This is a genomic window from Ferrovibrio sp., assembly GCF_035304305.1.
In the GTDB taxonomy this organism is placed as follows: Bacteria; Pseudomonadota; Alphaproteobacteria; order Ferrovibrionales; family Ferrovibrionaceae; genus Ferrovibrio.
Genome location: NZ_DATGQG010000077.1, coordinates 17908 through 39866, shown reverse-complemented (window position 1 = coordinate 39866; position 21959 = coordinate 17908). Strand labels below are relative to the sequence as shown.

Below are 21959 nucleotides of genomic sequence, written 5' to 3'. Positions count from 1 at the left end.
GGTCTCGATCAGGTTCCTGATTTCGGCGTCGATCAGCTTGTTGGTCTCGTCCGAGGCCATCGTCCGCTGGGTCCCGCCCATGCCGAGATAGCCTTCCTGCGTCGCTTCGTATTGCAGCGGGCCGAGCTTGTCCGACATGCCCCACTTGGTGACCATGTTGCGCGCCAGATCGGTGGCGTACTGGATGTCGCCGCTCGCGCCGCTCGAAACCTTGTCGTGGCCGAAGATGATTTCCTCGGCCACCCGGCCGCCCATGCTGACCGACAGGTTGGCGTGCATCTTGTCGCGGTGATACGAGTAATTGTCGCGCTCGGGCAGGCGCATGACCATGCCCAGCGCGCGGCCGCGCGGGATGATCGTCGCCTTGTGGATCGGGTCCGACGCCGGCTCGTTGACCGATACGATCGCGTGGCCGGCCTCGTGATAGGCGGTCATCTTCTTCTCGTCCTCGGTCATCACCATCGAGCGGCGCTCGGCGCCCATCATGACCTTGTCCTTGGCGTCCTCGAACTCCTGCATCGCCACCAGGCGCTTGTTGCGCCGCGCGGCCAGCAGGGCCGCCTCGTTGACCAGGTTGGCGAGGTCGGCGCCGGTGAAGCCCGGGGTGCCGCGGGCGATCGTCCGCGGATTGACGTCGGGCGCCAGCGGCACCTTCTTCATGTGCACCGCGAGGATCTTCTCGCGCCCCTCGATGTCGGGGACCGGCACGACAACCTGGCGGTCGAACCGGCCCGGGCGCAGCAGCGCCGGGTCGAGCACGTCGGGCCGGTTGGTCGCCGCGATGATGATGATGCCTTCGTTGGCCTCGAAGCCGTCCATTTCGACGAGGAGCTGGTTCAGCGTCTGCTCGCGCTCGTCGTTGGAGTTGCCGAGGCCGTGGCCGCGGTGACGACCGACCGCGTCGATTTCGTCGATGAAGACGATGCACGGCGCGTTCTTCTTGGCCTGCTCGAACATGTCGCGCACGCGGCTGGCGCCGACGCCGACGAACATCTCGACGAAGTCGGAACCCGAGATGGTGAAGAAGGGCACGTTCGCCTCGCCGGCGATGGCGCGGGCGAGCAGCGTCTTGCCGGTGCCCGGCGGCCCGACCAGCAGGCAGCCCTTGGGGATCTTGCCGCCGAGGCGCTGGAACTTCTGCGGGTCGCGCAGGAACTCGACGATCTCCTCCAGCTCGCTCTTGGCTTCCTCGATGCCGGCGACGTCCTCGAAGGTGACGCGGCCATGGCGTTCGGTGAGCAGGCGCGCCTTGGACTTGCCGAAGCCCATCGCCTTGCCGCCGCCCGACTGCATCTGGCGCATGAAGAAGATCCAGACGCCGATCAGCAGCAGCATCGGGAACCAGGAGACGAAAATCGAGAAGAGCGGGTTGCCCTCGTCCGGCGGCACGGCGGCAACGCGCACGCCGCGCTCGGTCAGCTTGCTGACCAGGCCGGGATCGTTGGGCATGTAGGTGGTGAAGCCGCGGCCGTCGCGGAAATGGCCGGTGATGGTGCCGTTATTCTGGATCTGGACGTCGGTGATCTGGCCGTTCTGGACGTCGTTCAGGAAGTCGGAATAGGCCAGCGACTGGCGGCCGCCGCTTCCGGTCGTCGGTCCCTGGAACAGGTTGAACAGCGCCACCACCAGAAGCCCGATGATGACCCACAGCGCCAGATTGCGACCGAACATATTCACGGAAGCTCATTCCTTTTAAATGACATAACCCGTCCCGTCGGTGCGCGTCCGCATTCGGGGCACGTTCGAGGGGGCTGGCGGAAATCTTAACCGATTTCCTTTCCTGCCTACCATAGATATGCGCCGCAGGGGCCGAAACAAGCGGCCGTCCATGGATTTACGGTAACGTCACGGTGTCCGCGGGCTGGCGGAATCGGCGGTTCCGGTCGGAATCCCGGCGGCGATCCGTGGCCGGAAGGCCAGCGTAAGCCCTTTCGGCAGGGCGCCGTGGCCGAGCCCCGGCACTGCCAGCAGGCGTCCGCCACGCATAATCGCCGGCTGGCTGGCCCAGGCCGGACGCGGCAGCCGGGCGGCGGCTTCGGCGTCGACGTCCGGCGGCCGCAGCGCGCCGAGCGGCTGCAGCACCAGACCGGCCGGCAGGCCGCGCGCGGTCTCGACGCGGAAGCGGCCGTCCCAGAGCAGCGACTTGCCCGGTTTCAGCGCCAGCGGTTCGGGTAGGTGCCGCGCCTCGCGGCAGACCAGGATGCGGCCATCCTTCCAGAGGCGCAGGCTGCAGCGATGCAAGCTCTGCGTCTGCATCAGGTTTTCACGCAGGCGTTCCAGCCGCTCCAGCCGCGGCGGCAGTGGCTGGCCGCCGATCGCCATCAGCAGCCGCGACAGCGCGCGCAGGGACACTTCCTCATGGGCGTCCGCCAGCGGCGCCGGATCGAGCCAGGCGATGCCGGACGGCAGCACGGTGACGCAGGCGCGCAGCAGGCTGTAGGCGGCATCGGTGAGGGCCGCGCGGGCGCGGGCGAGATTGGCGGCGGACTGCGCCAGATGCCGGGTGAGTTCCGCATGCGCCGCCGCGTCGCCGCCCGACAGCAGGTCGAGCGCCTGGCGCACCCGCACCCGGGCGAAGGCGGCATTGTCGTTGCTCGGATCCTCGATCCACTCCTGCCGGTGGCGCCGACAGGTGGCGACGAGCCGCGCCTTCGGAATCTCCAGCAGCGGCCGCAGCAGCATCAGCCCGTCGTCGAGTTCGCGCAGCGGCATCATGCCGGCGAGGCCATCCACGCCGGAGCCGCGCAGGCTGCGCAGCAGCAGGGTCTCGGCCTGGTCGTCGCGGTGATGCGCCAGCAGCAGATGCATGATGCCCCGCCGGCGGCATTCCGCCTGCAGCAGCGCATAGCGCGCCGCGCGGGCGTCCGCCTGCAGGTTGGCGGCCGGCTTTCCGTCATGCGTCCAGACGAGGATGCGGTGATCGATGCCGCGCGCCTTCAGCCAGCGCGCCACCTGCCGGGCCTCGCGGCCGGATTCCGGGCGCAGGCGGTGATCGACGGTGAATGCGGTGAGTGCGACGCGGTGGCGCGCCGCCCAGTGCTGCGCCAGCAGGGTCAGGGCCAGCGAGTCGGCGCCGCCGGACACCGCGACGGCGATGCGGGCGGGCCTGGCCGTCAGCAGCGGCTTCAGCAGTCGGGCGAATTCCGCCGCACCGAGTGCCCCCGCCCCCGCCATGGCGCTACTTGCAGCCGATCTTCCCGCGCTCGCGGGTCGCCGCGTCCTTCACATGGGGCGGCGCATTGGGAAATTCCTTGGCGAGCTGGCCGAAGGCCGCACAGGCCTCGGGAGTCTTCTTCAGCGCGGCGAGCGACATGCCGAGCTTGAGCAGGCTGTCGGGCGCCTTGGGATTCTTCGGATAGCCCTGGTAACCCTGCAGGAAGGCCTGGGCCGCCGGCTCATACTGCTGGCGCACGTAATAGGTCTCGCCCAGCCAGTACTGCGCGTTGCCGGCCAGCGGGTCCTGCGGATGCGCCGAGACGAATTCGCGGAAGGCGGCTTCGGCATCGGCGTAGTCGCTCTGCACCAGCAGCTTGTAGGCGTAGTTGTAGCGCTCCTGCGTGCTGCCCTGCGGCAGCCGCCCCTTGGCGGAAGCCGGCGGCGTGGCGCGGGCCACCTGCTGGGTCTGCTGGTTCTGTGCCTGGCCGCCTGATTGCTGACCGGGCGTCACCGGCAGCGGCCGGCCCTGCGCGTCGGTTGGCAGGGTGCCGAGCACGCCTTCGCGGCTCGGCGCCTGGCCCGGCGTGGCCGAGGACGAGCCGCGCGCCGGACTCTGCTGGGCGAGCGGCTGGCCCTGGTTCTGCGCCGTCGCCGGCTGCGAGGGCTGCGGGTTGATCGGCGCCGGCTTGACCTGCTCGACGCTGCCGGTCGGCCCGTCGGCCGGCAGCTGACCCGGCTGGGTGGCGCGCTCGAGCTGGGTGAGGCGGAAATCGACATCCTCGACCAGCTTGTCCATGCGGCGCTGCGTCTGGCTGGAATTGAACTCGACTTCCTCGAAGCGACCGGTGAGCTGGCGGATCTGGTTCTCGAGATCGTCGATGCGAGCGCTCAGGCGGTTGGCGATGCTGCCGCCGCTGCCGTCGGGCTCGGTGAGCGACTGGGAGGTGACCGCGCTGCTGCCGCCAGGCGCAGTGCCGCCGCGATAGACCTGGCGCTGCACGTTGCGCAGGTCGTTCTCCAGCCGGTTGATGCGCTCGATCAGCATCTGCGTGTCGCCCGTCTGCGCCAGGGCGGGCAGAGGCGCGGCGGCCAGCAGAAACAGGAAGGCGGCGCGGCGGATCGGCGAAGCGGACATGACAGGACCCCGTCTGGGCGAATGACTTGCGGTCTGCGGAAGCTGCAGTCTTGTCGCGGTTTACGTCAAAACCGTGGCGGCTGGCAACGCATCGGCAGCCCGCAGAAAAGGAAACACCCGCCTGCCGCCGGCCACAGGGCCTTTGGCAGAGCGGGTGCTGAACCCTTCACATCGGCGGGCGATCAGGCGCCCGCGTCAGAAGATCAGTTCGACAGAACGGTCACGCCGCGACGGTTCTGGGCCCAGGCGGCCTCGTTCGAACCCAGCGCCACCGGACGCTCCTTGCCGTAGGAGATGGTGGTCACGCGGTTCGCCGGGATGCCCTGGTTGACCAGGTAGTTCTTCACGGCATTGGCGCGACGCTCGCCGAGCGCCAGGTTGTACTCGCGGGTGCCGCGTTCGTCGCAGTGACCCTCGATGACGACCTTCCACTGCGGATAGCGCTTCAGCCAGGCAGCCTGCTTGTCCAGCGTGGCCTTGCCGGCCGGCTTCACTTCGTACTTGTCATAGTCGAAGAAGACGCGGTCGCCGACATTGACCTGGAAGTCCTGGACCGTGCCGGCCTGGATGCCGGTGGCGGCCGGAGCGGTCGCGGTCTGCTGGGTCGACCCGCTGCCGCTGGTGGCGGCGGTCGGGGCGGGATCCGAGGAGCAAGCGGCCATGAACAGGCCCACGGCAGCCACGGCCACAATCTTGGAGCCGAAGGTGTTGAGGCGCATTTTTTTTATCCCTCCGAGGGTTTCGAGTGAGTCAGGTACCTGAGAACTTTTTTTGGGCTCCGCTCGCCTCGCGCTGTTCTTGCGTCCGGCGAACTCGACCCGACCGACTTGATACCCGCCATTGACAGCAGCGTTCCTCTTGGCTGACAGCTGAGAAGCGAACGTCGCCGGAACCGAGGATCAAGCCATTTCGTCAAATCCAATATATCCACGCGTTTTAGGAGAATCAATAGGGCCTAAAGGACTTAGCCGCGTGCTGCGGCTTTTATGCAACAGCCGCAGCCTGGGGCTTCATGCCTATTTTCACTCTATGCCCCTCCTCCCTTTGGCGTAGCCGGCCGCCTCAGACAGGTTTTCTTTCGTCAGCGGATCAGCGGCGACAGGGGCGACCAGGCCGGGTCGGACGCATCGATCGGGGTCGGAATCTCCCGCTCGTTGTATCCGGTCAGGTCGATCGACACGAGACGCACGCGCTGGCCGCGACCGCGCGCATCGGGCGGATTCTCGCGGTAGAACATGAGCACGCGGCCGTTCGGCGCCCAGGTCGGCGCCTCCTGCACCAGCGGGCTGGTGGCAAGGATGCGTTCGCCGGTGCCGTCGGGGCGCATCACGCCGATGGAGAACTGTCCGCCGCCTTCCTTGGTGAAGGCGATCAGGTCGCCGCGCGGCGACCAGACCGGCGTCGAGTAGCGACCCTGCTGGAAGCTGATGCGACGCTGGTTCGAGCCGTCGGAATTCATCACGTAGATCTGCTTCGAACCGCCGCGGTCGGAGTTGAAGGTGATCTGGCGGCCGTCGGGCGAAAACGACGGCGAGGTGTCGATGCCCGGATCGGAGGTGAGCTGCTGCCGCTGCCGCGTGCGCAGATCCATCATGAAGATGTCGGAATTGCCGTTGACGGCGAGCGACATGATCACGCGGTTGCCGTCGGGCGAGAAGCGCGGCGCGAATGTCATGCCGGGAAAATCGCCGACCAGTTCCTGCTGCCCGGTATCGATGTTGAACAGATACACGCGCGGACGGTCGTTGAAGTAGCTGAGATAGGTGATTTCCTGCTGGCTCGGCGAGAAGCGCGGCGTCAGCACCAGATAGCGGCCATCGGTGAGAAAGCGGTGATTGTGGCCGTCCTGGTCCATGATGGCGAGCCGCTTGATGCGGCGATCCGGCGGACCGGACTCGGCGACATAGACGATGCGGGTATCGAAATAGCCGTCCTCGCCGGTGACGCGCTTGTAGATCGCATCAGAGATCAGATGCGCCAGCCGCCGCCAGTTGTCCGGCGTGGTGAACAGCGCAAGGCCCGTCATCTGCTGCTCGGCGGCAACGTCCCAGAGGCGGAACTCGCCGCGCAGCCGGCCGTCGGGCTGGATCTCGATACGGCCGTTGACCAGCGCATCGACATTGATGACGCGCCAGTCCTGGAAGCGCGGCTGCACGCGCATCTGCGCCGGCGACTGGATATGGGCGCGCGGATCGGCCGGCTTGAACAGGCCCGAGCGCTCGAGATTGGCACGGATCACGCTGGCGACATCCTGCCCGAGCTTGGTGGCCTGCGGATTGTCGGCATCGAAATCGGAGATCGCGATCGGCACCGGGCGGAAATTGCCGCGCGTGATGTCGATCTCCACGGCCGCCGAAGCGGGCTGCAGGATCGCCATCTGCATGAAGGCGCCGATCAGCAGCAAGGCTGCACCCAGCGCCGGCATCGTCGGCCGGCGCATCATCATCGTCTGCATCATTTCCTACCCACCCAGCATCTGTCGCGGATCAAAATTCAGAATGATTTCCTGCGCCCATTTCTCCCGGTCACCCGGCGGCAACTGGAAGGGCGCGGCCTTCAGCACGGCGCGGCGGGCCGATTCAGCCGCTGCGCGATAATTGTCCTGGCCCGGCATATACATGCGGGCCTGATCGACGATTTCGGGCTGCGACCGCAGGGAGCCGTCGGGATTGAGGCTGAAGCGGATCCGCACGATCAGCTTGTCTGCATCCAGTGCACCAAGATTGAAGGTCCACTTGTCTTCGACCTGTTTGCGGATGAAATCCTTTTCGCTCATCGAGACCGGCAGGTGCGGGTTGCTCGGCCCTTCGGCGCGCGGCGCCGCGGCCGGCGGCGTGCGCGAGGCCGTCTGCGGCGCCGGGTTCAGCTGTGTCGCCGGCGGCGCCTTCATCTTGTTCACCAGCGCCGCGACGTCGGCGAAATCTGGTGTCTTGCTCTTCTCCTCGGTGCGCTGCTGCGGCTTCGGCCTCGGCGGCTGCGGCTTGGGCTCAGGCTTCTTCGCCTCGACCTTCGGCGGCTCGGGCGCCTCGACGACTTCCTTCGGCTTCGGCACCGGCTTGGGCGCCGGCTCCGGTTCGGGCATCGGGGCGGGCTTCGGCGCCTCGGCCTGTTTTGGCGGCTCGGGCGGTGCCGGCGGCGGAGGCGGCGGCGGTGCCACGGCCTGGGGCTGCGGCTTGGGCGGCTCCGGCTTCGGGTCGGGCTTGGCTTCCGGCGCGGGCTCTTCCTTCGGCGGCGCCTTGGTTTCGATCACCTTCGGCTGCGGCTTCGGGATGTTGGTCTTCTCGGCGATCGGCGCGAACTCGGCCAGGATCACCGGCGGCTCGGCGTCCTTCGGCACGTCGAACAGGTGCGGGAGCCCGTAGATGCCGAGCGCGAGAATGCCGGCATGCAGGCTAGCCGAGAATATGTAAGACGACCGATGCACCGTACCACCAATCCGAATTCAGACCGCCTGCCCTACTTGCCCGACGGCGGATTGCCAACCAGCGCCACCTTGGTGAAGCCGCCGGTATTGATCATGCCCATCACTTCAAGGACCTTGCCGTAATTGATCGCCTGGTCGCCGCGCACGAAGATGCGGCGGTCGGGCGCATTGCCAGAGATCGCCTGCAGGCGCGGCACCAGCTGGTCTAGCTCGACGGGGCTTTCCTGAATGTAAACGACGCCCTTGGAATCGATCGTGACACTGAGCGGCTCGTCCTGGCCCTGGATCGCGGCGGCCTGCGTCTTCGGCAGGTCGACCTGCACGCCGACCGTGAGCAGGGGCGCCGCCACCATGAAGACGATCAGCAGCACCAGCATCACGTCCACCAGCGGCGTGACGTTGATCTCCGACATCGGCCGGCGCCGCATCCGGCCGGCCCGGGTGCCCCCGCCCTGCAGGTGCACGCCCATCAGGCGGCCTCCTCATCCAGCTGGCGCGACATCAGCGCCGAGAATTCGCCGGCGAAACCCTCCAGCCGCACGTTGAGCCGGCTGAGGTCGTTGGAGAACTTGTTGTAGGCCATCACCGCGGGGATCGCGGCGAGCAGGCCCAGCGCCGTGGCGAACAGGGCCTCGGCGATGCCGGGCGCCACGACCGCCAGTGAGGTGTTCTTGCTCGAGGCGATGGCGTGGAAGGAATTCATGATGCCCCAGACGGTGCCGAAGAGGCCGACGAAGGGAGCGACCGAGCCGACCGAGGCGAGAAAGCCGAGATAGCGTTCCAGCCGTTCCATCTCGCGGTCGATCGAGACGCGCATCACCTGGCCGATGCGGACCTGCAGCGAGCCCAGTCCCTGCTTGCCGCGCACCACGCCGCGCTCGGTGGAGCGCCGCCATTCGCGCATCGCCGCCAGGAACAGCACCGCCATGGGGTGGCTCGGACCGGCGAGCGAGATGCGGTCATACAGCGCGTCGAGCGAGCCGCCCGACCAGAAATCGGTTTCGAACTTGTCGGTCTCGATGTTGACCTTCCGGATCTTGATCAGCTTGTCGAAGATGATCGCCCATGACCAGAAGGAGGCCAGGATCAGCATCAGCATCACGGCTTTGACGATCCAGTCTGCCTGGAGGAAAAGCGCCCATAACGAGAGGTCGGCGGCTGCCGACGAGCCCCCGAGCGGCACGGCGCTGACGGTCCTGTCCATTCGTGGAATCCTTCTGTTACTGGTTGCAGATCAACGCGATAAATTTGGTGAAAGTGTGGCGAGTATTGCAGCCACCGCGGGTGGTACGCGCCGCGCACGGCCGCTTTTGTCGATACAGGCCAGCCTGACTTCCGCCCGGACCAGCAGATCGTCGCCGCGCCAGACATCCTGCGCCAGGGTGACGCTGGCACCGCGCAGTTCGACGAGGCCGGTGGTGACGGTGAGTTCCTCATGCAGCCGGGCCGGCTGCAGGTATTCGGTGCTGCAGGACCGGACCGCGAAGGCGACCCCGTCATCCGACGCCATGATGCCGCGCTGGTCGATGCCGTGCTGCAGCAGCAGATCGGAGCGGGCGCGCTCGATAAAGCGCAGATAATTGGCGTAATAGACGATGCCGGCGGCGTCGGTGTCCTCCCACTGGACCCGCACCGGATAGCGATGCGGCGCGGAGCGGTGCGGGGTCGCGGCGCCGGTGCTCACTGGCCGGCCTCGTCGTCGGAGAGCAGATCAAGCTGGTTCAGGTTCGCGCGGTTCGCCGGCACGGCGAGACCGAGATGCGCGAAGGCCTGCGGCGTCAGCAGCCGGCCGCGCGGCGTGCGCTGCAGGAATCCCTGCTGGATCAGGTAGGGCTCGATGATGTCTTCCAGCGCGTCGCGCGGCTCGCTGAGCGCCGCCGCAATCGTCTCGACGCCGACCGGGCCACCCTGGAAGTCACGGGCGATCACACCGAGATAACGGCGATCCATGGCATCCAGTCCGCGCTCGTCCACCTCCAGGCGCCGCAGGGCCGCATCGGCCCTGGCCGCATCCACCACGCCGGCCTTGCCGACCGCAGCGAAGTCACGCACCCGGCGCAGCAGTCGGCCGGCCACGCGCGGCGTGCCGCGGGCGCGACGGGCGATCTCGCGCGCGCCGGAGGCATCGAGCTCCATGTTGAGGATGCGGGCGCCGCGGCGGATGATCAGCTCGAGTTCCTCGACCTCGTAGAAATTCAGCCGCAGCGGGATGCCGAAACGCTCGCGCAAAGGTGTGGTGAGAAGACCGGAGCGCGTCGTGGCGCCGACCAGCGTGAACGGCGGCAGGTCGATGCGCACGCTGCGCGCCGATGGTCCCTCGCCGATGATCAGGTCGAGCTGGAAGTCTTCCATCGCCGGATAGAGGATTTCCTCCACCGCCGGATTGAGGCGATGGATCTCGTCGATGAACAGCACGTCGCGCGCTTCGAGATTGGTCAGCAGGGCGGCGAGATCGCCGGCCTTGGCGATCACCGGGCCCGAAGTGGCCTTGAAGTTGACGCCGAGTTCGCGCGCGACGATCTGCGCCATCGTCGTCTTGCCCAGGCCCGGCGGGCCGTGCAGCAGCACGTGATCCAGCGCCTCGCCGCGCGCCTTCGCGGCCTGGATGAATACCTGCAGGTTTTCGCGCGCCTGCTTCTGGCCGACGAAATCGCCGAGATGCTGCGGCCGCAGATGGCGCTCGAATTCGTCGCCTTCGGCCTTGCCGCCGGAGACCAGGCGTCCATCGCCGCGGGAGGCTTCGCTCATCGCGCCAGCTCCTTCAGCCCGGCGCGGATCAGCGCCGACACATCGGCCTTGTCACCCAGGCTGCGCGCCGCGGCGGTGACGGCGCCGAAGGCCTCGGCGCGCTTGTAGCCGAGATTGACCAGCGCCGAGAGCGCATCGGCCACCGCGCCGCCGCCGCCGGTTTCCGCCGGCGCGCCCGCGGCCGGCGCCGGGGCGGCGAAGGCGATGCCGCCGACCTTGTCCTTCAGCTCGGTGATCAGCCGGGCGGCCAGCTTCGGCCCGACGCCGTCGCAGCGGTTCAGCATCGCCTTGTCGCCCGAGGCGATGGCGCTGGCGAGCTCGTCAGGCGAGAGCGCCGAGAGGATGGCCAGGGCGACGCGCGAGCCGACACCCTGCACGGTCTGCAGCAGGGTGAACCAGCCGCGCTCGGTCTCGGAGACGAAGCCGTAGAGATGGATGTGGTCCTCGCGCACATGGGTCTCGACATGCAGCTTCACGGCCTCGCCCGGGCGCGGCAGGGCGCGCAGCGTGCGCGCCGAGCAGAAGACCTGGTAGCCGACGCCGCCGACATCGACGATGCAGAAGGTCTCGGCCACGGAATCGAGCAGGCCGCTGAGCTTGGCGATCATCGCGCGGCTCTCATCAGCGAGGCTTCTGCCGACAGCAGACGCTTCGAGGTCGCCGCATGATGGGCATGGCAGATCGCCAGCGCCAGTGCGTCGGCGGCATCGGCGCCGGTGACGTTGCAGCCCGGCAGCAGGCGCTTCACCATGGCATGCACCTGCTCCTTCTCGGCGCCGCCGGTGCCGACCACGGATTTCTTCACCACCGTCGCAGCGTATTCCGCCACCGGCAGGCCGGCGAGCGCCGGCGCCAGCAGCACCACGCCGCGCGCCTGGCCGAGCTTCAGCGCCGAGGCCGGATTCCGGTTCACGAAGGTTTCCTCCACGGCCGCCGCTTTCGGCTGCCAGGTGGCGATCAGCTCGGCCAGCGCGTCATGCAGCGCGCGCAGCCGGTAGGCCAGTTCGTCGTCACTGTTGGTGCGGATGGTGCCGTGGGCGACATGGGACAGGCGGTTGCCCTCGGCAGTGATCACGCCCCAGCCGGTGGCCCGCAGGCCGGGATCGAGTCCGATGATGCAGATACTGCCGCTCAAGACCGCTCCTGCCGCCCCCCTCAATCGCCGTCAGCTGGCCAGCTTGCTCAGTTCTTCGACCGAAATGTCGAAATTGGCGTAAACCTGCTGGACGTCGTCGTTGTCTTCCAGCACCTCGATCATTTTCAGCAGCGTCTCGGCCTTCTCGCCGCCGATCGGCGTGGTGGTCTTCGGCCGCCAGACCAGCTTGGCCGAGCTCGGATCGCCGAAGGTCTTCTCCAGCGCCTCGCGCACCGCCGCGAAGTCGTCCTGCGCGCAGGTGACCGTGTGGTTTTCCTCGTCCGACTGGACATCCTCGGCGCCGGCTTCCAGTGCCGCCTCGAACACGGCCTCGGCGCTGGCGACCTTCACCGGGAAGATGATCTCGCCGACCCGGTCGAACATGAAGGCAACCGAATTGGTCTCGCCGAGCTGCCCGCCATTCTTGGAGAAAGCGGCGCGCACCTCGCCGGCGGTGCGGTTGCGGTTGTCGGTCAGCGCCTCGACGATGACGGCGACGCCGCCGGGGCCGTACCCCTCGTAACGCACCTCTTCGTAATTGTCGGCCGCGTCACCGCCGGCGCCGCGCTTGATCGCGCGCTCGACGGTGTCCTTGGGCATGTTGGCGGCGCGGGCGGCCTGCACGGCGGCGCGCAGCCGCGGATTGGCGTTCGGATCCGGCTGTCCCATGCGGGCGGCGGTGGTCAATTCGCGGATCAGCTTGGTGAAAATCTTGGCGCGGCGGGCATCCTGGGCGCCCTTGCGATGCATGATGTTCTTGAACTGGGAATGGCCGGCCATGGCGCAACCTGCAAGTGGGTGTCAGATGGATGGGTCCGAATCGGGTGTGTTTACCATATTTTGCTGCAACCGGCAGCCGAGGTGGCGCCCGGATAAAGCCCGACCGGTCCAAAAGCAAGCGGCAGGAAGAGGTTGCAGATGATGCCGAACATCTATTGCGCGTATTCTCTTAAGGTCATACAATTTGACATATGCCCGGCCCGGCCCCAGACGCCGGCCGGCTAACAGCCGCGAGGCGAGCATGTCAGGGATGATACAATCCTTTGCTGTGTCCAGAATGCGGACCCTGCCCTCGGTCGCGCTGCCGGGCTACCCGCAATCGCCGCTGCTGGACCACGCACATGCCTTCTGGCTGGCCCGCCGCCGGGCGGCGGAGATGCCGTCCTGGCAGGCCATGTGCATCCCCGCCTTCGAGCCCCTGCGCGCCAGCAGCATCCTGTTCACCGTCCAGCGTGACCCGCTGGATTTCCGCTATACCGAGATCGCCAGCCGCATCGCCGCGATCAGCAATGCCGACAATACCGGCAAGCTGATGAGCGAGATCCCGCACCAGCGGCCGCCCAGCCGGGTCTGGGACCATCTCACCACGGCCTTCGATGCCCGTGCGCCGGTGAAGGGTACCCTGCCCTATGTCGGCCGCAGCCGCGGCATCGGCGGCGCCTACCATATTGTGCTGCCGCTCGCCGATGACGGACGGAATGTCGATCGTCTGCTCGTTTGCGTAGACCTCGCGCCCTCGCACGCACCCGACGCCTGAGGCTCGGCTTCCGTCCGTTTCCGGCCTAGCATGCGGGCATGCTCGGCCTCGACGACGCGACCGCGATCCTGCGGAGCGGCTACGATTACTGGGAGCGGAAGCGCGCCGGCCGCCCGATGCCGGCCCGCCGCGACATCGATCCGCTCGAGATCACTGCATTGCTGCCGCATGTCGTGCTGCTCGACGTGCTGCATGACAGCGATTTCGGGCCGCTGGATTTCCGCTACCGCGTGATGGGCACCGCGGTGGAGGCCAAGCTGTCGCAGCGCTATACCGGCCTGCGCATGAGCGAGATCGCGCATCAGCGACCGCCTGGCCGCCTGTGGTCGAATTTCGAAACCGTGGTGCGCACGGGGCAGCCGCTGGTCACGCAGGTGCCCTATATCGGTCCGCACAAGGATTTTCTCGCGGCGCAGGATCTCATCACGCCGCTGTCCTCCGACGGCAGCCGGGTCGACATGCTGTTCAACTTCGTCGATTTCATCCCGCGCCATCCGCGCTGATCAGCGCAGGGCGGCCTCCACCAGCCGGCGCAGTTCGGGCACCACATCCGCATCGAACCAGGGATGGCGCCGGCGCCAGGCCAGGTTGCGCCAGCTCGGATGCGGCAGGGGCAGGAAGCGCGGCAGGTAATCGCGGTAATGCCGCACGGTTTCGGTCAGGCTCTCCCGGCGCTGCGGGCCTAGGTAATGCGCCTGGGCATACTGCCCGACCAGCAGGGTGAGCCGCAGTTCCGGCAGATGCTGCAGCAGGCGGTCATGCCAGCGCGGCGCGCATTCGGGCCGCGGCGGGTTGTCGCCGCCGCGCGGATCGCGGCCGGGATAGCAGAAGCCCATCGGCATGATGGCGATGCGGGATTCGTCGTAGAAGCTGTCGCGGTCCATCGCCAGCCAGTCGCGCAGCACGTCGCCGCTGCGGTCGTTCCACGGAATGCCGGTTTCATGCACCCTGGTGCCCGGCGCCTGGCCGACGACCAGCAGGCGCGCCGTCGGCTTCATGCGCACCACCGGGCGCGGCCCGAGCGGCAGCCGGGCGGCGCAGAAGTCGCAGCTGCGCACCTCCCGCAGCAGGGCCGCGAGCCGGCGCGTCGTCATGGTGTCAGAGGGTCGCCTGCTGCAGGCGGCCGCCGAGGCGCAGCGGCGCGATGCGCGTCGCCAGCCCGCTGCGCGGATCGGTCTCGACATAGACCGCGCAGAGCGTGGCATCGCCGTTGGCCGGCTCGAACCGCCCGCCCGGCACCCGCTTCACGAAGCGGTTGAGCGGCTCGGTCTTGTCCATGCCGATGACGGAATTGTAGTCGCCGCACATGCCGGCATCGGTCTGGTAGGCCGTGCCGTTGGGCAGGATCTGCGCATCAGCCGTCGGCACATGGCTGTGCGTGCCGCAGACCAGCGAGACGCGGCCGTCGCAGAAATGGCCCATCGCCATCTTCTCCGAGGTCGCCTCGCCGTGGATGTCGACGATGATGGCGTCGACGCCGGCGCCGAGGCGGTATTTCTGCAGTTCGGCTTCCACTGCGGCGAAGGGATCGTCCAGCGGGTCCATGAAGATGCGGCCCATGACCTGCACCACCAGCACCTTCTGCCCCTTCTGCGTGGTGAAGACGGCCGAGCCGCGGCCCGGCGTGCCCTTGGGGTAGTTCAGCGGCCGCAGCAGCTTTGGGTCGCCGTTGATATAGGCGATGGTCTCGCGCTGGTCCCAGCTGTGGTTGCCGAGCACGATGGCATCGACGCCGGCGGCATAGAATTCCTCGCAGATCTTGCCGGTGATGCCGAAGCCCGCCGCCGCGTTCTCGCCGTTGACCAGCACGAAATCGAGATCCAGTGTCCGGCGCAGTTCGGGAATCCTGGCGACGATCGCATCGCGTCCCGACCGTCCCACCACATCGCCGCAATAGAGAAATTTCACGTCAGTCCTGCTTTCCGCACGGAATCGCCGCGCGCTCGGTCACAATCCAGTCCAGCCGCTGGTCCCGCTCGCCATGCGGCACGTCCGGCACCTGCTGCACGGCAAAGGCATAGCCCACCGCCAGAACCGGCCGCACCGCCCGCAGCGCCGCCAGCGTGGCGTCGTAGTAGCCGCCACCCATGCCCAGCCTGCGGCCTGTCTTATCAAATCCCACCAGCGGGACCAGCAGAATATCGGGCTCGAGCCGGTCAGCATCGCCCTCGGGCGCCGGAATTCCCCAGTTTCCCGCTGGCGGCGCCGTTCCGAAATCGGTCCAGCGGCGGAATTCCAGCGGTGTCGCCCGTTCCGCCTGCGCAACCGGCAGCGCGATTGCCGCGCCGCACGCCTGCAACTGTCGCAGCAGCGGCCGCGGATCGAGTTCGTCGGCCAGCGGCCAGTAGCCGGCCACCACCTGCCCCGCCTGCACCGGCAGCGCCTCGAGGAAGCGCGTCGCGGCGACCTCGGCGATCGCAGCGCCATTCGCGGCAGCCGCCTCGGCACGACGCTGCTTCAGCTTCGCGCGCAGTTTCGCCTTCAGGGCATCGAGGTCGTCGGAAACAATCACGTCAGCAGGCGGGAAAGAGAGGAGCGGACGGGCCCGCCTCGGCCGTTGGCGCGAACTAACCTCTGTGGCCTGGCGTACCAGGTGGGCGCCATATGTCCGGAACCACGGCTCCGGCCAGGGACAGCTCCCTCAGAGATGAGCATTGGCCCCAGGGTTAAGTAAAACCTGACGCACCAGGCAGCGCACCGTCCTGGATGGCAATCTAGGTAGTCTCCAGCCGGGCGGCAATATCCTCGAGCCGTTTCGCCAGTCCGATCAGCGTGTCGGAATCGGCCTGCGCCGCGCCGTGCTGGGCGCGGATCTCGGTAATTTCGCGCTTTATCGCCGCGATATCCTGCTGCGCGCTTTCCAGATCGTCGGCCAGGGTAAGGGCGGTCATCAGCAGCAGCCGGGCGTCGCCCACCTGCCCGACCAGCGCCGCAAGCTCGCGCACGCGCGCATCCAGCATCTGCGACAGGCGATAGACCTGCTGTTCCTCGCCGTCATCGCAGCCGATCTCGTAGAGGCGGTTGTTGACGGTGACGTTGACCACTCCCATCGCGGACTCCCGTATTACTGGGCCGTCTGGCCGTCGAGCGCCTGGCGCAGCCGCGCCATGGTCGCCTCGAGCCGTGCGGCAATGCCCGACTGGAAAGCCTGCATTTCGGCCTGGCTGGCCTTTGCCGCCGCCAGTTCGGCCTTCAGCGCCGCCGTCTCGTCGGCAATCGGACCGCCATGGGCGGCCACGCGCTGCAACATGTCATGGGCGGCCTGGGTTGCGGCGAGCTGGCCGCGCAGCCGCTCGCATTCCTCGCGCAGCGCGGCAAGCTCGGCATCCTTCGCCGCCAGCGCGGCGGCGTCACCGGCGGACTCCCCCGCGGACTCCACCGGCTCCACCGGCACCGGCCGCATGTCGCCTTCGTCGCGCTCGTTCTGGATCTGCGCCAGTTCCTCGCGCAGGGCGTCGACCAGGGCGGCATGCTCGCGCAGAGAGGCGGCCTCGTCCCGGGCCGACTGCAATTCGTCGTGCAGCGCCTTCAGTTCCGCGGTGGCCGCCGCATGCTGCTCGGACAGCCGCCGGAACGCGGCTTCGCGCTGGTCCAGTGCTGCTTCAAGACGCCGGATGGCCCGCTCCATGGCGGCCGCCGCTGCGGATACACCCGAATGCATCACGTCTTTCTTTTATCTGAAGTTGGCGTATGAAGTTGAAATGCAGGATAAGCTTCGCCGTCCATAAGCGTCAACCGAACCTGCCTGTTCCGCTTTCCGCGGACTGATCCGTTTCTGTCCCGTCCTGACCGTCTGCCCCATGCTGTCGTCCGTCTCCATGATTTCCGATCCCTGGTTCTACGCCGCGGCCTTTCCGGCCGTCCTGATCGTGGGCCTCAGCAAGGGCGGCTTCGGGCCGGGCACCAGCCTGATCGCCCTGCCGCTGCTGAGCCTCGTTCTGCCGCCGCTGCAGGCCGCCGCCATCATGCTGCCGGTCCTCTGTGCGATGGACCTGGCCGGCCTGTGGGGCTATCGCGGCCTCTGGGACCGCCGCAACATGGCGATCATCCTCAGCGGAGCCGTCATCGGCATCGGCATCGGCACTCTGACAGCCGATTATGTCAGCAATAAGGGCGTGCAGATCATCGTCGGCGGCGTTGCCGTCGTCTTCGTGCTGCAGAAATGGCTGGGCCGCAGCGGGACCGAACCCACGCAGCCGAACGTCGCCAAGGGCCTGTTCTGGAGCGCCTGTTCGGGTTTCACCAGCTTCATCGCCCATGCCGGCGGCCCGCCCCTGCAGGTCTATCTGCTGCCGCAGCGGCTCGACAAGACGCTGTTCGTCGGCACCACCGTCGTCTTCTTCGCCGTGGTGAATTACGTGAAGCTGATCCCCTACTGGTATCTCGGCCAGTTCACGGCCGAGAATCTCGGCACCGCCGCTGTCCTCATCCCGGTGGCCGTCGGCGGCGTCTATCTCGGCATCTGGCTGCACCACAAGATGAGCGATGCCGGCTTCTACCGCTTCGTCTATATCTTCACCTTCCTGTGCGGCCTGAAGCTGCTGGGCGACGGCTTCGGTCTGCTCTAGCCACCGCCCCGGCACATTCCCCGGCTTTGAAGTGGGGATAGGACGCCGCATGTTGCCGCGGACGTACAACCTGTTCTAGCTTTGGCGCAGAAGGGGGAGCATCCCATGACCAGCATGTATGACCGTGATCTCGACAGGAACCCGGCCAATTACGAGCCGCTGTCGCCGCTGAGCTTCCTGCGCCGTACCGCCGAGGTCTTCCCTGACCGGCTGGCGGTGGTCCATGGCAAGCTGCGCTACACCTATGCCGAACTCTACGAGCGCTGCCGCCGGCTGGCCTCGGCGCTGGAAAAGCGCGGCATCGGGCGCGGCGATACGGTCGCCATCGTTGCCGCCAACACCCCGGCGCATCTGGAAGCGCATTTCGGCATTCCGGTCACCGGGGCGGTGATCAACGCGATCAATACCCGCCTCGATCCGGCCGCCATCGCCTTCATCCTGGAGCATGGCGAGGCGAAGATTCTGTTCACCGACCGCGAGTACAGCGCCACCGTGAAGGCCGCGGTCGAGCAGTCGAAGAACAAGCCGCTGGTCATCGACATCGACGACCATCTCTGCACCACCGGAGAGCTGTTCGGCGAGATCGAATATGAGGACTTCCTCAGGACCGGCGATCCGAACTACGAATGGCGCGGCGTTCCCGACGAATGGGATGCCATCGCGCTGGGCTACACCTCCGGCACCACCGGCAATCCCAAGGGCGTGGTGACGCATCACCGCGGCGCCTACCTGAACGCCGTGGGCAATGCCGTCACCTGGAACCTGCCCAAGCATCCGGTCTATCTCTGGACCCTGCCGATGTTCCACTGCGACGGCTGGTGCTTCCCCTGGACCATCACCATGCTGGCCGGCGTGCATGTCTGCCTGCGCAAGGTCGACCCGGCGCTGATCTATGACAGCTTCGTCAACCACGGCGTGACGCATTTCTGCGGCGCCCCGACGGTGCTGAGCATGCTGATCAACGCGCCGGAGGATCTGCGCGCGAAGCTGAAGCCGGGCGTGAAATGCATGACTGCGGGCGCCGCGCCGCCGGCCGCCGTGCTGGCCGCCATGGAAGGCATGGGTTTCGAGGTCACGCATGTCTACGGCCTGACGGAAGTCTACGGCCCCGCCGTGGTCTGCGACTGGCATGACGAATGGGATGCGCTGCCGCTGCCCGAGAAGGCGGCGATGAAGGCACGCCAGGGCGTGCGCTATCACGTCGAGGAAGACGTCACCGTCATGGATCCGAACACCATGCAGCGCGTGCCCGCGGATGGCGAGACCATGGGCGAGATCATGTTCCGCGGCAACATCGTGATGAAAGGCTACCTGAAGAACCCGAAGGCGACGCAGGAAGCCTTCGCCGGCGGCTGGTTCCATTCCGGCGATCTCGCGGTGCTGCACCCGAACGGCTACATGCAGATCAAGGACCGTTCGAAGGACATCATCATCTCGGGCGGGGAGAACATCTCGACGCTGGAGGTGGAAGGCGTCCTCTACATGCACCCGGATGTCATGGAGGCAGCCGTGGTCGCCCGCCCCGATGCGCACTGGGGCGAAACGCCCTGCGCCTTCGTGACGCTGAAGCCGGGCTCGCGCGCGACGGAAGACGAGATCATCGCCTTCTGCCGCGAGCGACTGGCGAAGTTCAAGTGCCCGAAGACGGTGGTGTTCGGCGAACTGCCGAAGACCTCGACGGGCAAGATCCAGAAATTCGAGCTGCGCGAAAAAGCCCGAACGCTGGCCTGACGCTTCGCTGGCCCGGCTGCCGCCGGGCCGCCGGGCCGCCTCAGGCGGCGCTAGTGCGCCTGCGACTGTCGGGCAATGGCCTCCTTAAGTCGCAACTTTTCGCGTTTGAGCTGGGTAAGACGAACCTGGTCGGGCATGGGGCGGTGAATCTCGTCATCGATCGCCGCTTGCAGGGCATGGTGTTTTTCGATGAGAGTATCGAGATGCGCCGTGTTGTTCATCGCATGCTCCTTCTTTGGTTACAGAGCATGTCAGCCGGCACGGCCTCATCAGCATGACCGCACCGCGACATGCTACGATTCAGTTAAGCACTGACCCCGCGTTTTGTCAGCCCCAGGAAAAAATATTCTGCCGGAAGCGAGAGCGTGATGCGCCGACCCACGAAACAGAGCAGCAGGAGCACCGTGAGGACGACTCGTGCGGCTAAGAAAATTACCGGAAAGAAAGTTGCGCAGCCTTCGCCACTGGCCGCGAGCGCCGTTGCCGCGCCGCGCCGGCCGGTTGCTGCAAAGCTGGCGCAGAAGGGAGCGACACAGACCATCCGCGCCCCGGCGCAGCGCCGCCTGATCGTCGGCATTACCGGCGCATCCGGCGTGATCTACGGCCTGCGTCTTCTGGAATGTTTGCAAAACAGCGGCATCGAAACCCATCTCGTACTCACCCGTGCCGCGGAAATGACCATCAGCTATGAAACCCAGCGGAGCATTCGCGAGGTGAAGGCTCTGGCCGATACGGTCTATCCCATCGCCGATATCGGCGCGGCGATCGCCTCGGGCTCGTTCCATACGCTGGGCATGGCGGTGATCCCCTGCTCGATGAAGACGCTGGCCGAAATCGCCTCCGGCGTGACCTCGAACCTGCTGACGCGGGCTGCCGACGTCACGCTGAAGGAACGTCGCCGGCTGGTGCTGGTGCCGCGGGAAACGCCGCTGCATCTCGGACACTTGCGCAACATGACGGCAGTGACCGAATACGGCGCCATCGTCGCGCCGCCGATGCCCGGTTTCTACGCCCAGCCGCAGAGCATCGACGACATCGTCGACCACACGGTCGGCCGCGTCCTCGACCTGTTCGGCCTCGACACCGCCCTGGTGCGCCGCTGGAGCGGCAAGCCGGCGCGGACGGAAAACGAGTGAGGCCGGAGGCTCAGGCGAAGGCCGCGTCCAGCAGCGCGGCGGCCAGCCGCTCCGCCTCTTCTCTGCCCGGAGCGACATGCGCGATGTAGTCCTGCAAATGGCGCTCAGCGGCCGCACGCTCGTCTCCTGCTGAGTCGCGCGTCGCGGGGCTGATCCAGCTCGCCGCCGCCAGCCAGCCCTGCGCCACCTGCTCCAGCTTCAGTTCCAGCGCCTTGGCGTCCCGGTACAGCGACTCGGCGGCCGGCTCATGGGTCTGCAGCGCCCTGAGCGCCCGGCGAGCCTGCCGCAGCGGCCGCAGCGCGGCGTTGACCGGCGCCGCGGCCATCTCGGCCCGGGCCAGTTCCCCCGGCTCCCAGCGCGGAAAACCGCGATGCGCGCGCCAGAAACCGAGCAGCAGCAGGTTCACGTCGGCGCCGCAGCGATCCTGCAGCTGCAGGCAGGCATCGGCCACCCCGGGCCGGTCATAGAGCCGGAGCGAAAAGTCCCAGAAGCCGGTATCTGCTGCGCCCATCCGTGCTATGGTTAGGCAGTTTCTGTCGAGGATGGAAGGCGCGGGTTTCCGGCCCGCGGCTTGAGTGATGACGTTTTCCGGCCCCATCGATGTGGACGAATTGCAGCGCAAGCTGGCCGATCTGCGCGCCGAGCACCGCGACCTCGACGACGCCATCACCGCGCTTGCCGAACAGCCGCATCTCAACCTGATCCAGATCCAGCGCATGAAGAAGCGCAAGCTGGCGCTGAAGGACCAGATCGCCAAAATCGAGAATCTGCTGATTCCCGACATCATCGCCTGATCCATGCAAGGCGGTACCGAGGGATACGCCGCAGACGCCGACCGGCTGGCGGCGGCCTACGAGAGCATCACCTTCGAGGACGTGCACAGCCGGATCATCCCTCTCCTGCCGGCGAGCGGTCGCGCGCTGGACATCGGCGCCGGCACCGGGCGCGACGCGGCGGCGCTGGCGAGACGCGGCTTCGAGGTCACGGCCGCCGAGCCGACCGCCGAGCTGCGCGCCCATGGCGAACGCCTGCATGCCGGTCTGCCGATCCGCTGGATCGACGACAGCCTGCCCGAGCTGCCGCAGCTGACCGCGGCGGCCGAGCGTTTCGGCCTGGTGATGCTGACGGCGGTCTGGATGCATCTCGATGCCGGCGAGCGCCGGCGCGCCATGCAGGCGGTGACGCCGCTGGTGGCGGAAGCCGGCCGTCTCGCACTGTCGCTGCGGCATGGACCGGTGCCGCCGGGTCGCCGGATGTTCGATGTACCGGCCGACGAGGTGATCGCGCAGGCCGCGGATCACGGGCTGCGGCTGCTGCACCGCTCCGAGCGCGGCGACATGTTCAACCGCGGCGATGTCCGCTGGGACATCCTGATGCTGGAGCGCTGAG

Annotated in this window: 27 protein-coding genes and 1 other RNA gene; 7 read left to right on the top strand and 21 right to left on the bottom strand. The window is 67.3% G+C overall.

The window, feature by feature from the left end:
* From ftsH to VKZ87_RS09800, 13 genes are all read right to left on the bottom strand, one after another.
* A partial coding sequence (ftsH, locus tag VKZ87_RS09860; RefSeq protein ID WP_324221083.1) for an ATP-dependent zinc metalloprotease FtsH occupies positions 1 to 1677 on the bottom strand: 1677 nt, incomplete at its 3' end.
* A gap of 168 nt (positions 1678 to 1845) precedes the next feature.
* Positions 1846 to 3174: a tRNA lysidine(34) synthetase TilS gene (gene tilS, locus VKZ87_RS09855; RefSeq protein ID WP_324221082.1), complete on the bottom strand. Its 1329-nt coding sequence runs from the start codon at positions 3172 to 3174 to the stop codon at positions 1846 to 1848.
* A gap of 4 nt (positions 3175 to 3178) precedes the next feature.
* Entirely contained in the window at positions 3179 to 4291 is a 1113-nt protein-coding gene (ybgF, locus tag VKZ87_RS09850) for a tol-pal system protein YbgF (protein ID WP_324221081.1), read from the bottom strand.
* 203 nt (positions 4292 to 4494) lie between these two features.
* Positions 4495 to 5010 carry a peptidoglycan-associated lipoprotein Pal gene (gene pal, locus VKZ87_RS09845; RefSeq protein WP_324221080.1) on the bottom strand — a complete coding sequence of 172 codons (516 nt, stop codon included), beginning with the start codon at positions 5008 to 5010 and terminating at the stop codon, positions 4495 to 4497.
* A gap of 362 nt (positions 5011 to 5372) precedes the next feature.
* Positions 5373 to 6749 carry a Tol-Pal system beta propeller repeat protein TolB gene (gene tolB / locus VKZ87_RS09840; protein WP_324221079.1) on the bottom strand — a complete coding sequence of 459 codons (1377 nt, stop codon included), beginning with the start codon at positions 6747 to 6749 and terminating at the stop codon, positions 5373 to 5375.
* 3 nt (positions 6750 to 6752) lie between these two features.
* The gene (locus tag VKZ87_RS09835) at positions 6753 to 7715 is read right to left on the bottom strand and encodes a hypothetical protein (protein ID WP_324221078.1); all 963 of its coding nucleotides are present in this window, start codon (positions 7713 to 7715) and stop codon (positions 6753 to 6755) included.
* A gap of 32 nt (positions 7716 to 7747) precedes the next feature.
* Positions 7748 to 8185 carry a protein TolR gene (tolR, locus tag VKZ87_RS09830; protein ID WP_324221077.1) on the bottom strand — a complete coding sequence of 146 codons (438 nt, stop codon included), beginning with the start codon at positions 8183 to 8185 and terminating at the stop codon, positions 7748 to 7750.
* Positions 8185 to 8919, bottom strand: coding sequence for a protein TolQ (gene tolQ / locus VKZ87_RS09825; RefSeq protein ID WP_324221076.1), 735 nt, complete (start codon positions 8917 to 8919; stop codon positions 8185 to 8187). Before tolQ ends, tolR begins: the two co-directional genes overlap by 1 nt.
* Before the next feature lie 30 nt (positions 8920 to 8949).
* On the bottom strand, positions 8950 to 9399 hold the full coding sequence (gene ybgC, locus VKZ87_RS09820; protein WP_324221075.1) for a tol-pal system-associated acyl-CoA thioesterase: 450 nt from the start codon (positions 9397 to 9399) through the stop codon (positions 8950 to 8952).
* Positions 9396 to 10463, bottom strand: a complete 1068-nt coding sequence (ruvB, locus tag VKZ87_RS09815; protein WP_324221074.1) for a Holliday junction branch migration DNA helicase RuvB — start codon at positions 10461 to 10463, stop codon at positions 9396 to 9398. Before ruvB ends, ybgC begins: the two co-directional genes overlap by 4 nt.
* Entirely contained in the window at positions 10460 to 11071 is a 612-nt protein-coding gene (gene ruvA, locus VKZ87_RS09810) for a Holliday junction branch migration protein RuvA (protein ID WP_324221073.1), read from the bottom strand. Before ruvA ends, ruvB begins: the two co-directional genes overlap by 4 nt.
* A complete protein-coding gene (ruvC, locus tag VKZ87_RS09805) occupies positions 11068 to 11586 on the bottom strand; it encodes a crossover junction endodeoxyribonuclease RuvC (protein WP_414655641.1) in 519 nt (172 codons plus the stop codon). Before ruvC ends, ruvA begins: the two co-directional genes overlap by 4 nt.
* A 42-nt stretch (positions 11587 to 11628) precedes the next feature.
* Complete coding sequence (locus tag VKZ87_RS09800) at positions 11629 to 12378, bottom strand: YebC/PmpR family DNA-binding transcriptional regulator (RefSeq protein ID WP_324221071.1); 750 nt, start codon at positions 12376 to 12378, stop codon at positions 11629 to 11631.
* Positions 12379 to 12655: 277 nt separating this feature from the next.
* Between VKZ87_RS09800 and VKZ87_RS09795 the strand changes: the two genes are divergently transcribed.
* Positions 12656 to 13135: a hypothetical protein gene (locus tag VKZ87_RS09795; RefSeq protein ID WP_324221070.1), complete on the top strand. Its 480-nt coding sequence runs from the start codon at positions 12656 to 12658 to the stop codon at positions 13133 to 13135.
* Between the two features lie 38 nt (positions 13136 to 13173).
* Positions 13174 to 13638 carry a PAS domain-containing protein gene (locus VKZ87_RS09790; protein ID WP_324221069.1) on the top strand — a complete coding sequence of 155 codons (465 nt, stop codon included), beginning with the start codon at positions 13174 to 13176 and terminating at the stop codon, positions 13636 to 13638.
* Here VKZ87_RS09790 and VKZ87_RS09785 read toward each other — a convergent pair whose 3' ends face one another.
* The 6 genes from VKZ87_RS09785 to VKZ87_RS09760 form a co-directional block, all read right to left on the bottom strand.
* Positions 13639 to 14229 (bottom strand): uracil-DNA glycosylase family protein, encoded by a 591-nt coding sequence (locus VKZ87_RS09785; RefSeq protein ID WP_324221068.1) that lies wholly within the window; start codon positions 14227 to 14229, stop codon positions 13639 to 13641.
* A gap of 4 nt (positions 14230 to 14233) precedes the next feature.
* Complete coding sequence (locus tag VKZ87_RS09780) at positions 14234 to 15043, bottom strand: TIGR00282 family metallophosphoesterase (protein ID WP_324221067.1); 810 nt, start codon at positions 15041 to 15043, stop codon at positions 14234 to 14236.
* Between the two features lies 1 nt (position 15044).
* Positions 15045 to 15647 (bottom strand): 5-formyltetrahydrofolate cyclo-ligase, encoded by a 603-nt coding sequence (locus VKZ87_RS09775; protein WP_324221066.1) that lies wholly within the window; start codon positions 15645 to 15647, stop codon positions 15045 to 15047.
* 27 nt (positions 15648 to 15674) lie between these two features.
* Positions 15675 to 15834, bottom strand: a non-coding RNA gene (ssrS, locus tag VKZ87_RS09770) — 6S RNA.
* A gap of 15 nt (positions 15835 to 15849) precedes the next feature.
* Positions 15850 to 16185, bottom strand: coding sequence for a cell division protein ZapA (locus tag VKZ87_RS09765; protein WP_324221065.1), 336 nt, complete (start codon positions 16183 to 16185; stop codon positions 15850 to 15852).
* Positions 16186 to 16199: 14 nt separating this feature from the next.
* Positions 16200 to 16796, bottom strand: coding sequence for a hypothetical protein (locus tag VKZ87_RS09760; RefSeq protein WP_324221064.1), 597 nt, complete (start codon positions 16794 to 16796; stop codon positions 16200 to 16202).
* 139 nt (positions 16797 to 16935) lie between these two features.
* Between VKZ87_RS09760 and VKZ87_RS09755 the strand changes: the two genes are divergently transcribed.
* Together VKZ87_RS09755 and VKZ87_RS09750 are read left to right on the top strand one after the other, a co-directional pair.
* The gene (locus tag VKZ87_RS09755; protein WP_324221063.1) at positions 16936 to 17703 is read left to right on the top strand and encodes a sulfite exporter TauE/SafE family protein; all 768 of its coding nucleotides are present in this window, start codon (positions 16936 to 16938) and stop codon (positions 17701 to 17703) included.
* Between the two features lie 105 nt (positions 17704 to 17808).
* Positions 17809 to 19434 carry an acyl-CoA synthetase gene (locus VKZ87_RS09750; protein ID WP_324221062.1) on the top strand — a complete coding sequence of 542 codons (1626 nt, stop codon included), beginning with the start codon at positions 17809 to 17811 and terminating at the stop codon, positions 19432 to 19434.
* A gap of 50 nt (positions 19435 to 19484) precedes the next feature.
* Here the strand turns inward: VKZ87_RS09750 and VKZ87_RS09745 are convergent, their stop codons facing one another.
* Complete coding sequence (locus tag VKZ87_RS09745; RefSeq protein WP_324221061.1) at positions 19485 to 19655, bottom strand: YdcH family protein; 171 nt, start codon at positions 19653 to 19655, stop codon at positions 19485 to 19487.
* Between the two features lie 318 nt (positions 19656 to 19973).
* On the opposite strand from VKZ87_RS09745, the gene VKZ87_RS09740 reads away from it, so the two are divergent.
* Positions 19974 to 20570 (top strand): UbiX family flavin prenyltransferase, encoded by a 597-nt coding sequence (locus VKZ87_RS09740; RefSeq protein ID WP_324221084.1) that lies wholly within the window; start codon positions 19974 to 19976, stop codon positions 20568 to 20570.
* A gap of 10 nt (positions 20571 to 20580) precedes the next feature.
* On the opposite strand, the gene VKZ87_RS09735 is transcribed toward VKZ87_RS09740, so the two are convergent.
* Entirely contained in the window at positions 20581 to 21081 is a 501-nt protein-coding gene (locus tag VKZ87_RS09735) for a TIGR02444 family protein (RefSeq protein WP_324221060.1), read from the bottom strand.
* Between the two features lie 67 nt (positions 21082 to 21148).
* Between VKZ87_RS09735 and VKZ87_RS09730 the strand changes: the two genes are divergently transcribed.
* Together VKZ87_RS09730 and VKZ87_RS09725 are read left to right on the top strand one after the other, a co-directional pair.
* Positions 21149 to 21364, top strand: coding sequence for a YdcH family protein (locus VKZ87_RS09730; RefSeq protein ID WP_324221059.1), 216 nt, complete (start codon positions 21149 to 21151; stop codon positions 21362 to 21364).
* Between the two features lie 3 nt (positions 21365 to 21367).
* Complete coding sequence (locus VKZ87_RS09725) at positions 21368 to 21958, top strand: class I SAM-dependent methyltransferase (RefSeq protein ID WP_324221058.1); 591 nt, start codon at positions 21368 to 21370, stop codon at positions 21956 to 21958.
* Position 21959 lies beyond the last annotated feature (1 nt).

Excerpts from the sequence above, each read along its gene's own strand:
- tilS (WP_324221082.1), bottom strand. The coding sequence starts at position 3,174 with ATGGCGGGGGCGGGGGCACTCGGTGCGGCGGAATTCGCCCGACTGCTG.
- ybgF (WP_324221081.1), bottom strand. The coding sequence starts at position 4,291 with ATGTCCGCTTCGCCGATCCGCCGCGCCGCCTTCCTGTTTCTGCTGGCC.
- pal (WP_324221080.1), bottom strand. The coding sequence starts at position 5,010 with ATGCGCCTCAACACCTTCGGCTCCAAGATTGTGGCCGTGGCTGCCGTG.
- tolB (WP_324221079.1), bottom strand. The coding sequence starts at position 6,749 with ATGATGCAGACGATGATGATGCGCCGGCCGACGATGCCGGCGCTGGGT.
- tolR (WP_324221077.1), bottom strand. The coding sequence starts at position 8,185 with ATGGGCGTGCACCTGCAGGGCGGGGGCACCCGGGCCGGCCGGATGCGG.
- tolQ (WP_324221076.1), bottom strand. The coding sequence starts at position 8,919 with ATGGACAGGACCGTCAGCGCCGTGCCGCTCGGGGGCTCGTCGGCAGCC.
- ruvB (WP_324221074.1), bottom strand. The coding sequence starts at position 10,463 with ATGAGCGAAGCCTCCCGCGGCGATGGACGCCTGGTCTCCGGCGGCAAG.
- ruvA (WP_324221073.1), bottom strand. The coding sequence starts at position 11,071 with ATGATCGCCAAGCTCAGCGGCCTGCTCGATTCCGTGGCCGAGACCTTC.
- VKZ87_RS09800 (WP_324221071.1), bottom strand. The coding sequence starts at position 12,378 with ATGGCCGGCCATTCCCAGTTCAAGAACATCATGCATCGCAAGGGCGCC.
- VKZ87_RS09795 (WP_324221070.1), top strand. The coding sequence starts at position 12,656 with ATGCGGACCCTGCCCTCGGTCGCGCTGCCGGGCTACCCGCAATCGCCG.
- VKZ87_RS09790 (WP_324221069.1), top strand. The coding sequence starts at position 13,174 with ATGCTCGGCCTCGACGACGCGACCGCGATCCTGCGGAGCGGCTACGAT.
- VKZ87_RS09785 (WP_324221068.1), bottom strand. The coding sequence starts at position 14,229 with ATGACGACGCGCCGGCTCGCGGCCCTGCTGCGGGAGGTGCGCAGCTGC.
- VKZ87_RS09765 (WP_324221065.1), bottom strand. The coding sequence starts at position 16,185 with ATGGGAGTGGTCAACGTCACCGTCAACAACCGCCTCTACGAGATCGGC.
- VKZ87_RS09760 (WP_324221064.1), bottom strand. The coding sequence starts at position 16,796 with ATGCATTCGGGTGTATCCGCAGCGGCGGCCGCCATGGAGCGGGCCATC.
- VKZ87_RS09755 (WP_324221063.1), top strand. The coding sequence starts at position 16,936 with ATGCTGTCGTCCGTCTCCATGATTTCCGATCCCTGGTTCTACGCCGCG.
- VKZ87_RS09750 (WP_324221062.1), top strand. The coding sequence starts at position 17,809 with ATGACCAGCATGTATGACCGTGATCTCGACAGGAACCCGGCCAATTAC.
- VKZ87_RS09745 (WP_324221061.1), bottom strand. The coding sequence starts at position 19,655 with ATGAACAACACGGCGCATCTCGATACTCTCATCGAAAAACACCATGCC.
- VKZ87_RS09735 (WP_324221060.1), bottom strand. The coding sequence starts at position 21,081 with ATGGGCGCAGCAGATACCGGCTTCTGGGACTTTTCGCTCCGGCTCTAT.
- VKZ87_RS09730 (WP_324221059.1), top strand. The coding sequence starts at position 21,149 with ATGACGTTTTCCGGCCCCATCGATGTGGACGAATTGCAGCGCAAGCTG.
- VKZ87_RS09725 (WP_324221058.1), top strand. The coding sequence starts at position 21,368 with ATGCAAGGCGGTACCGAGGGATACGCCGCAGACGCCGACCGGCTGGCG.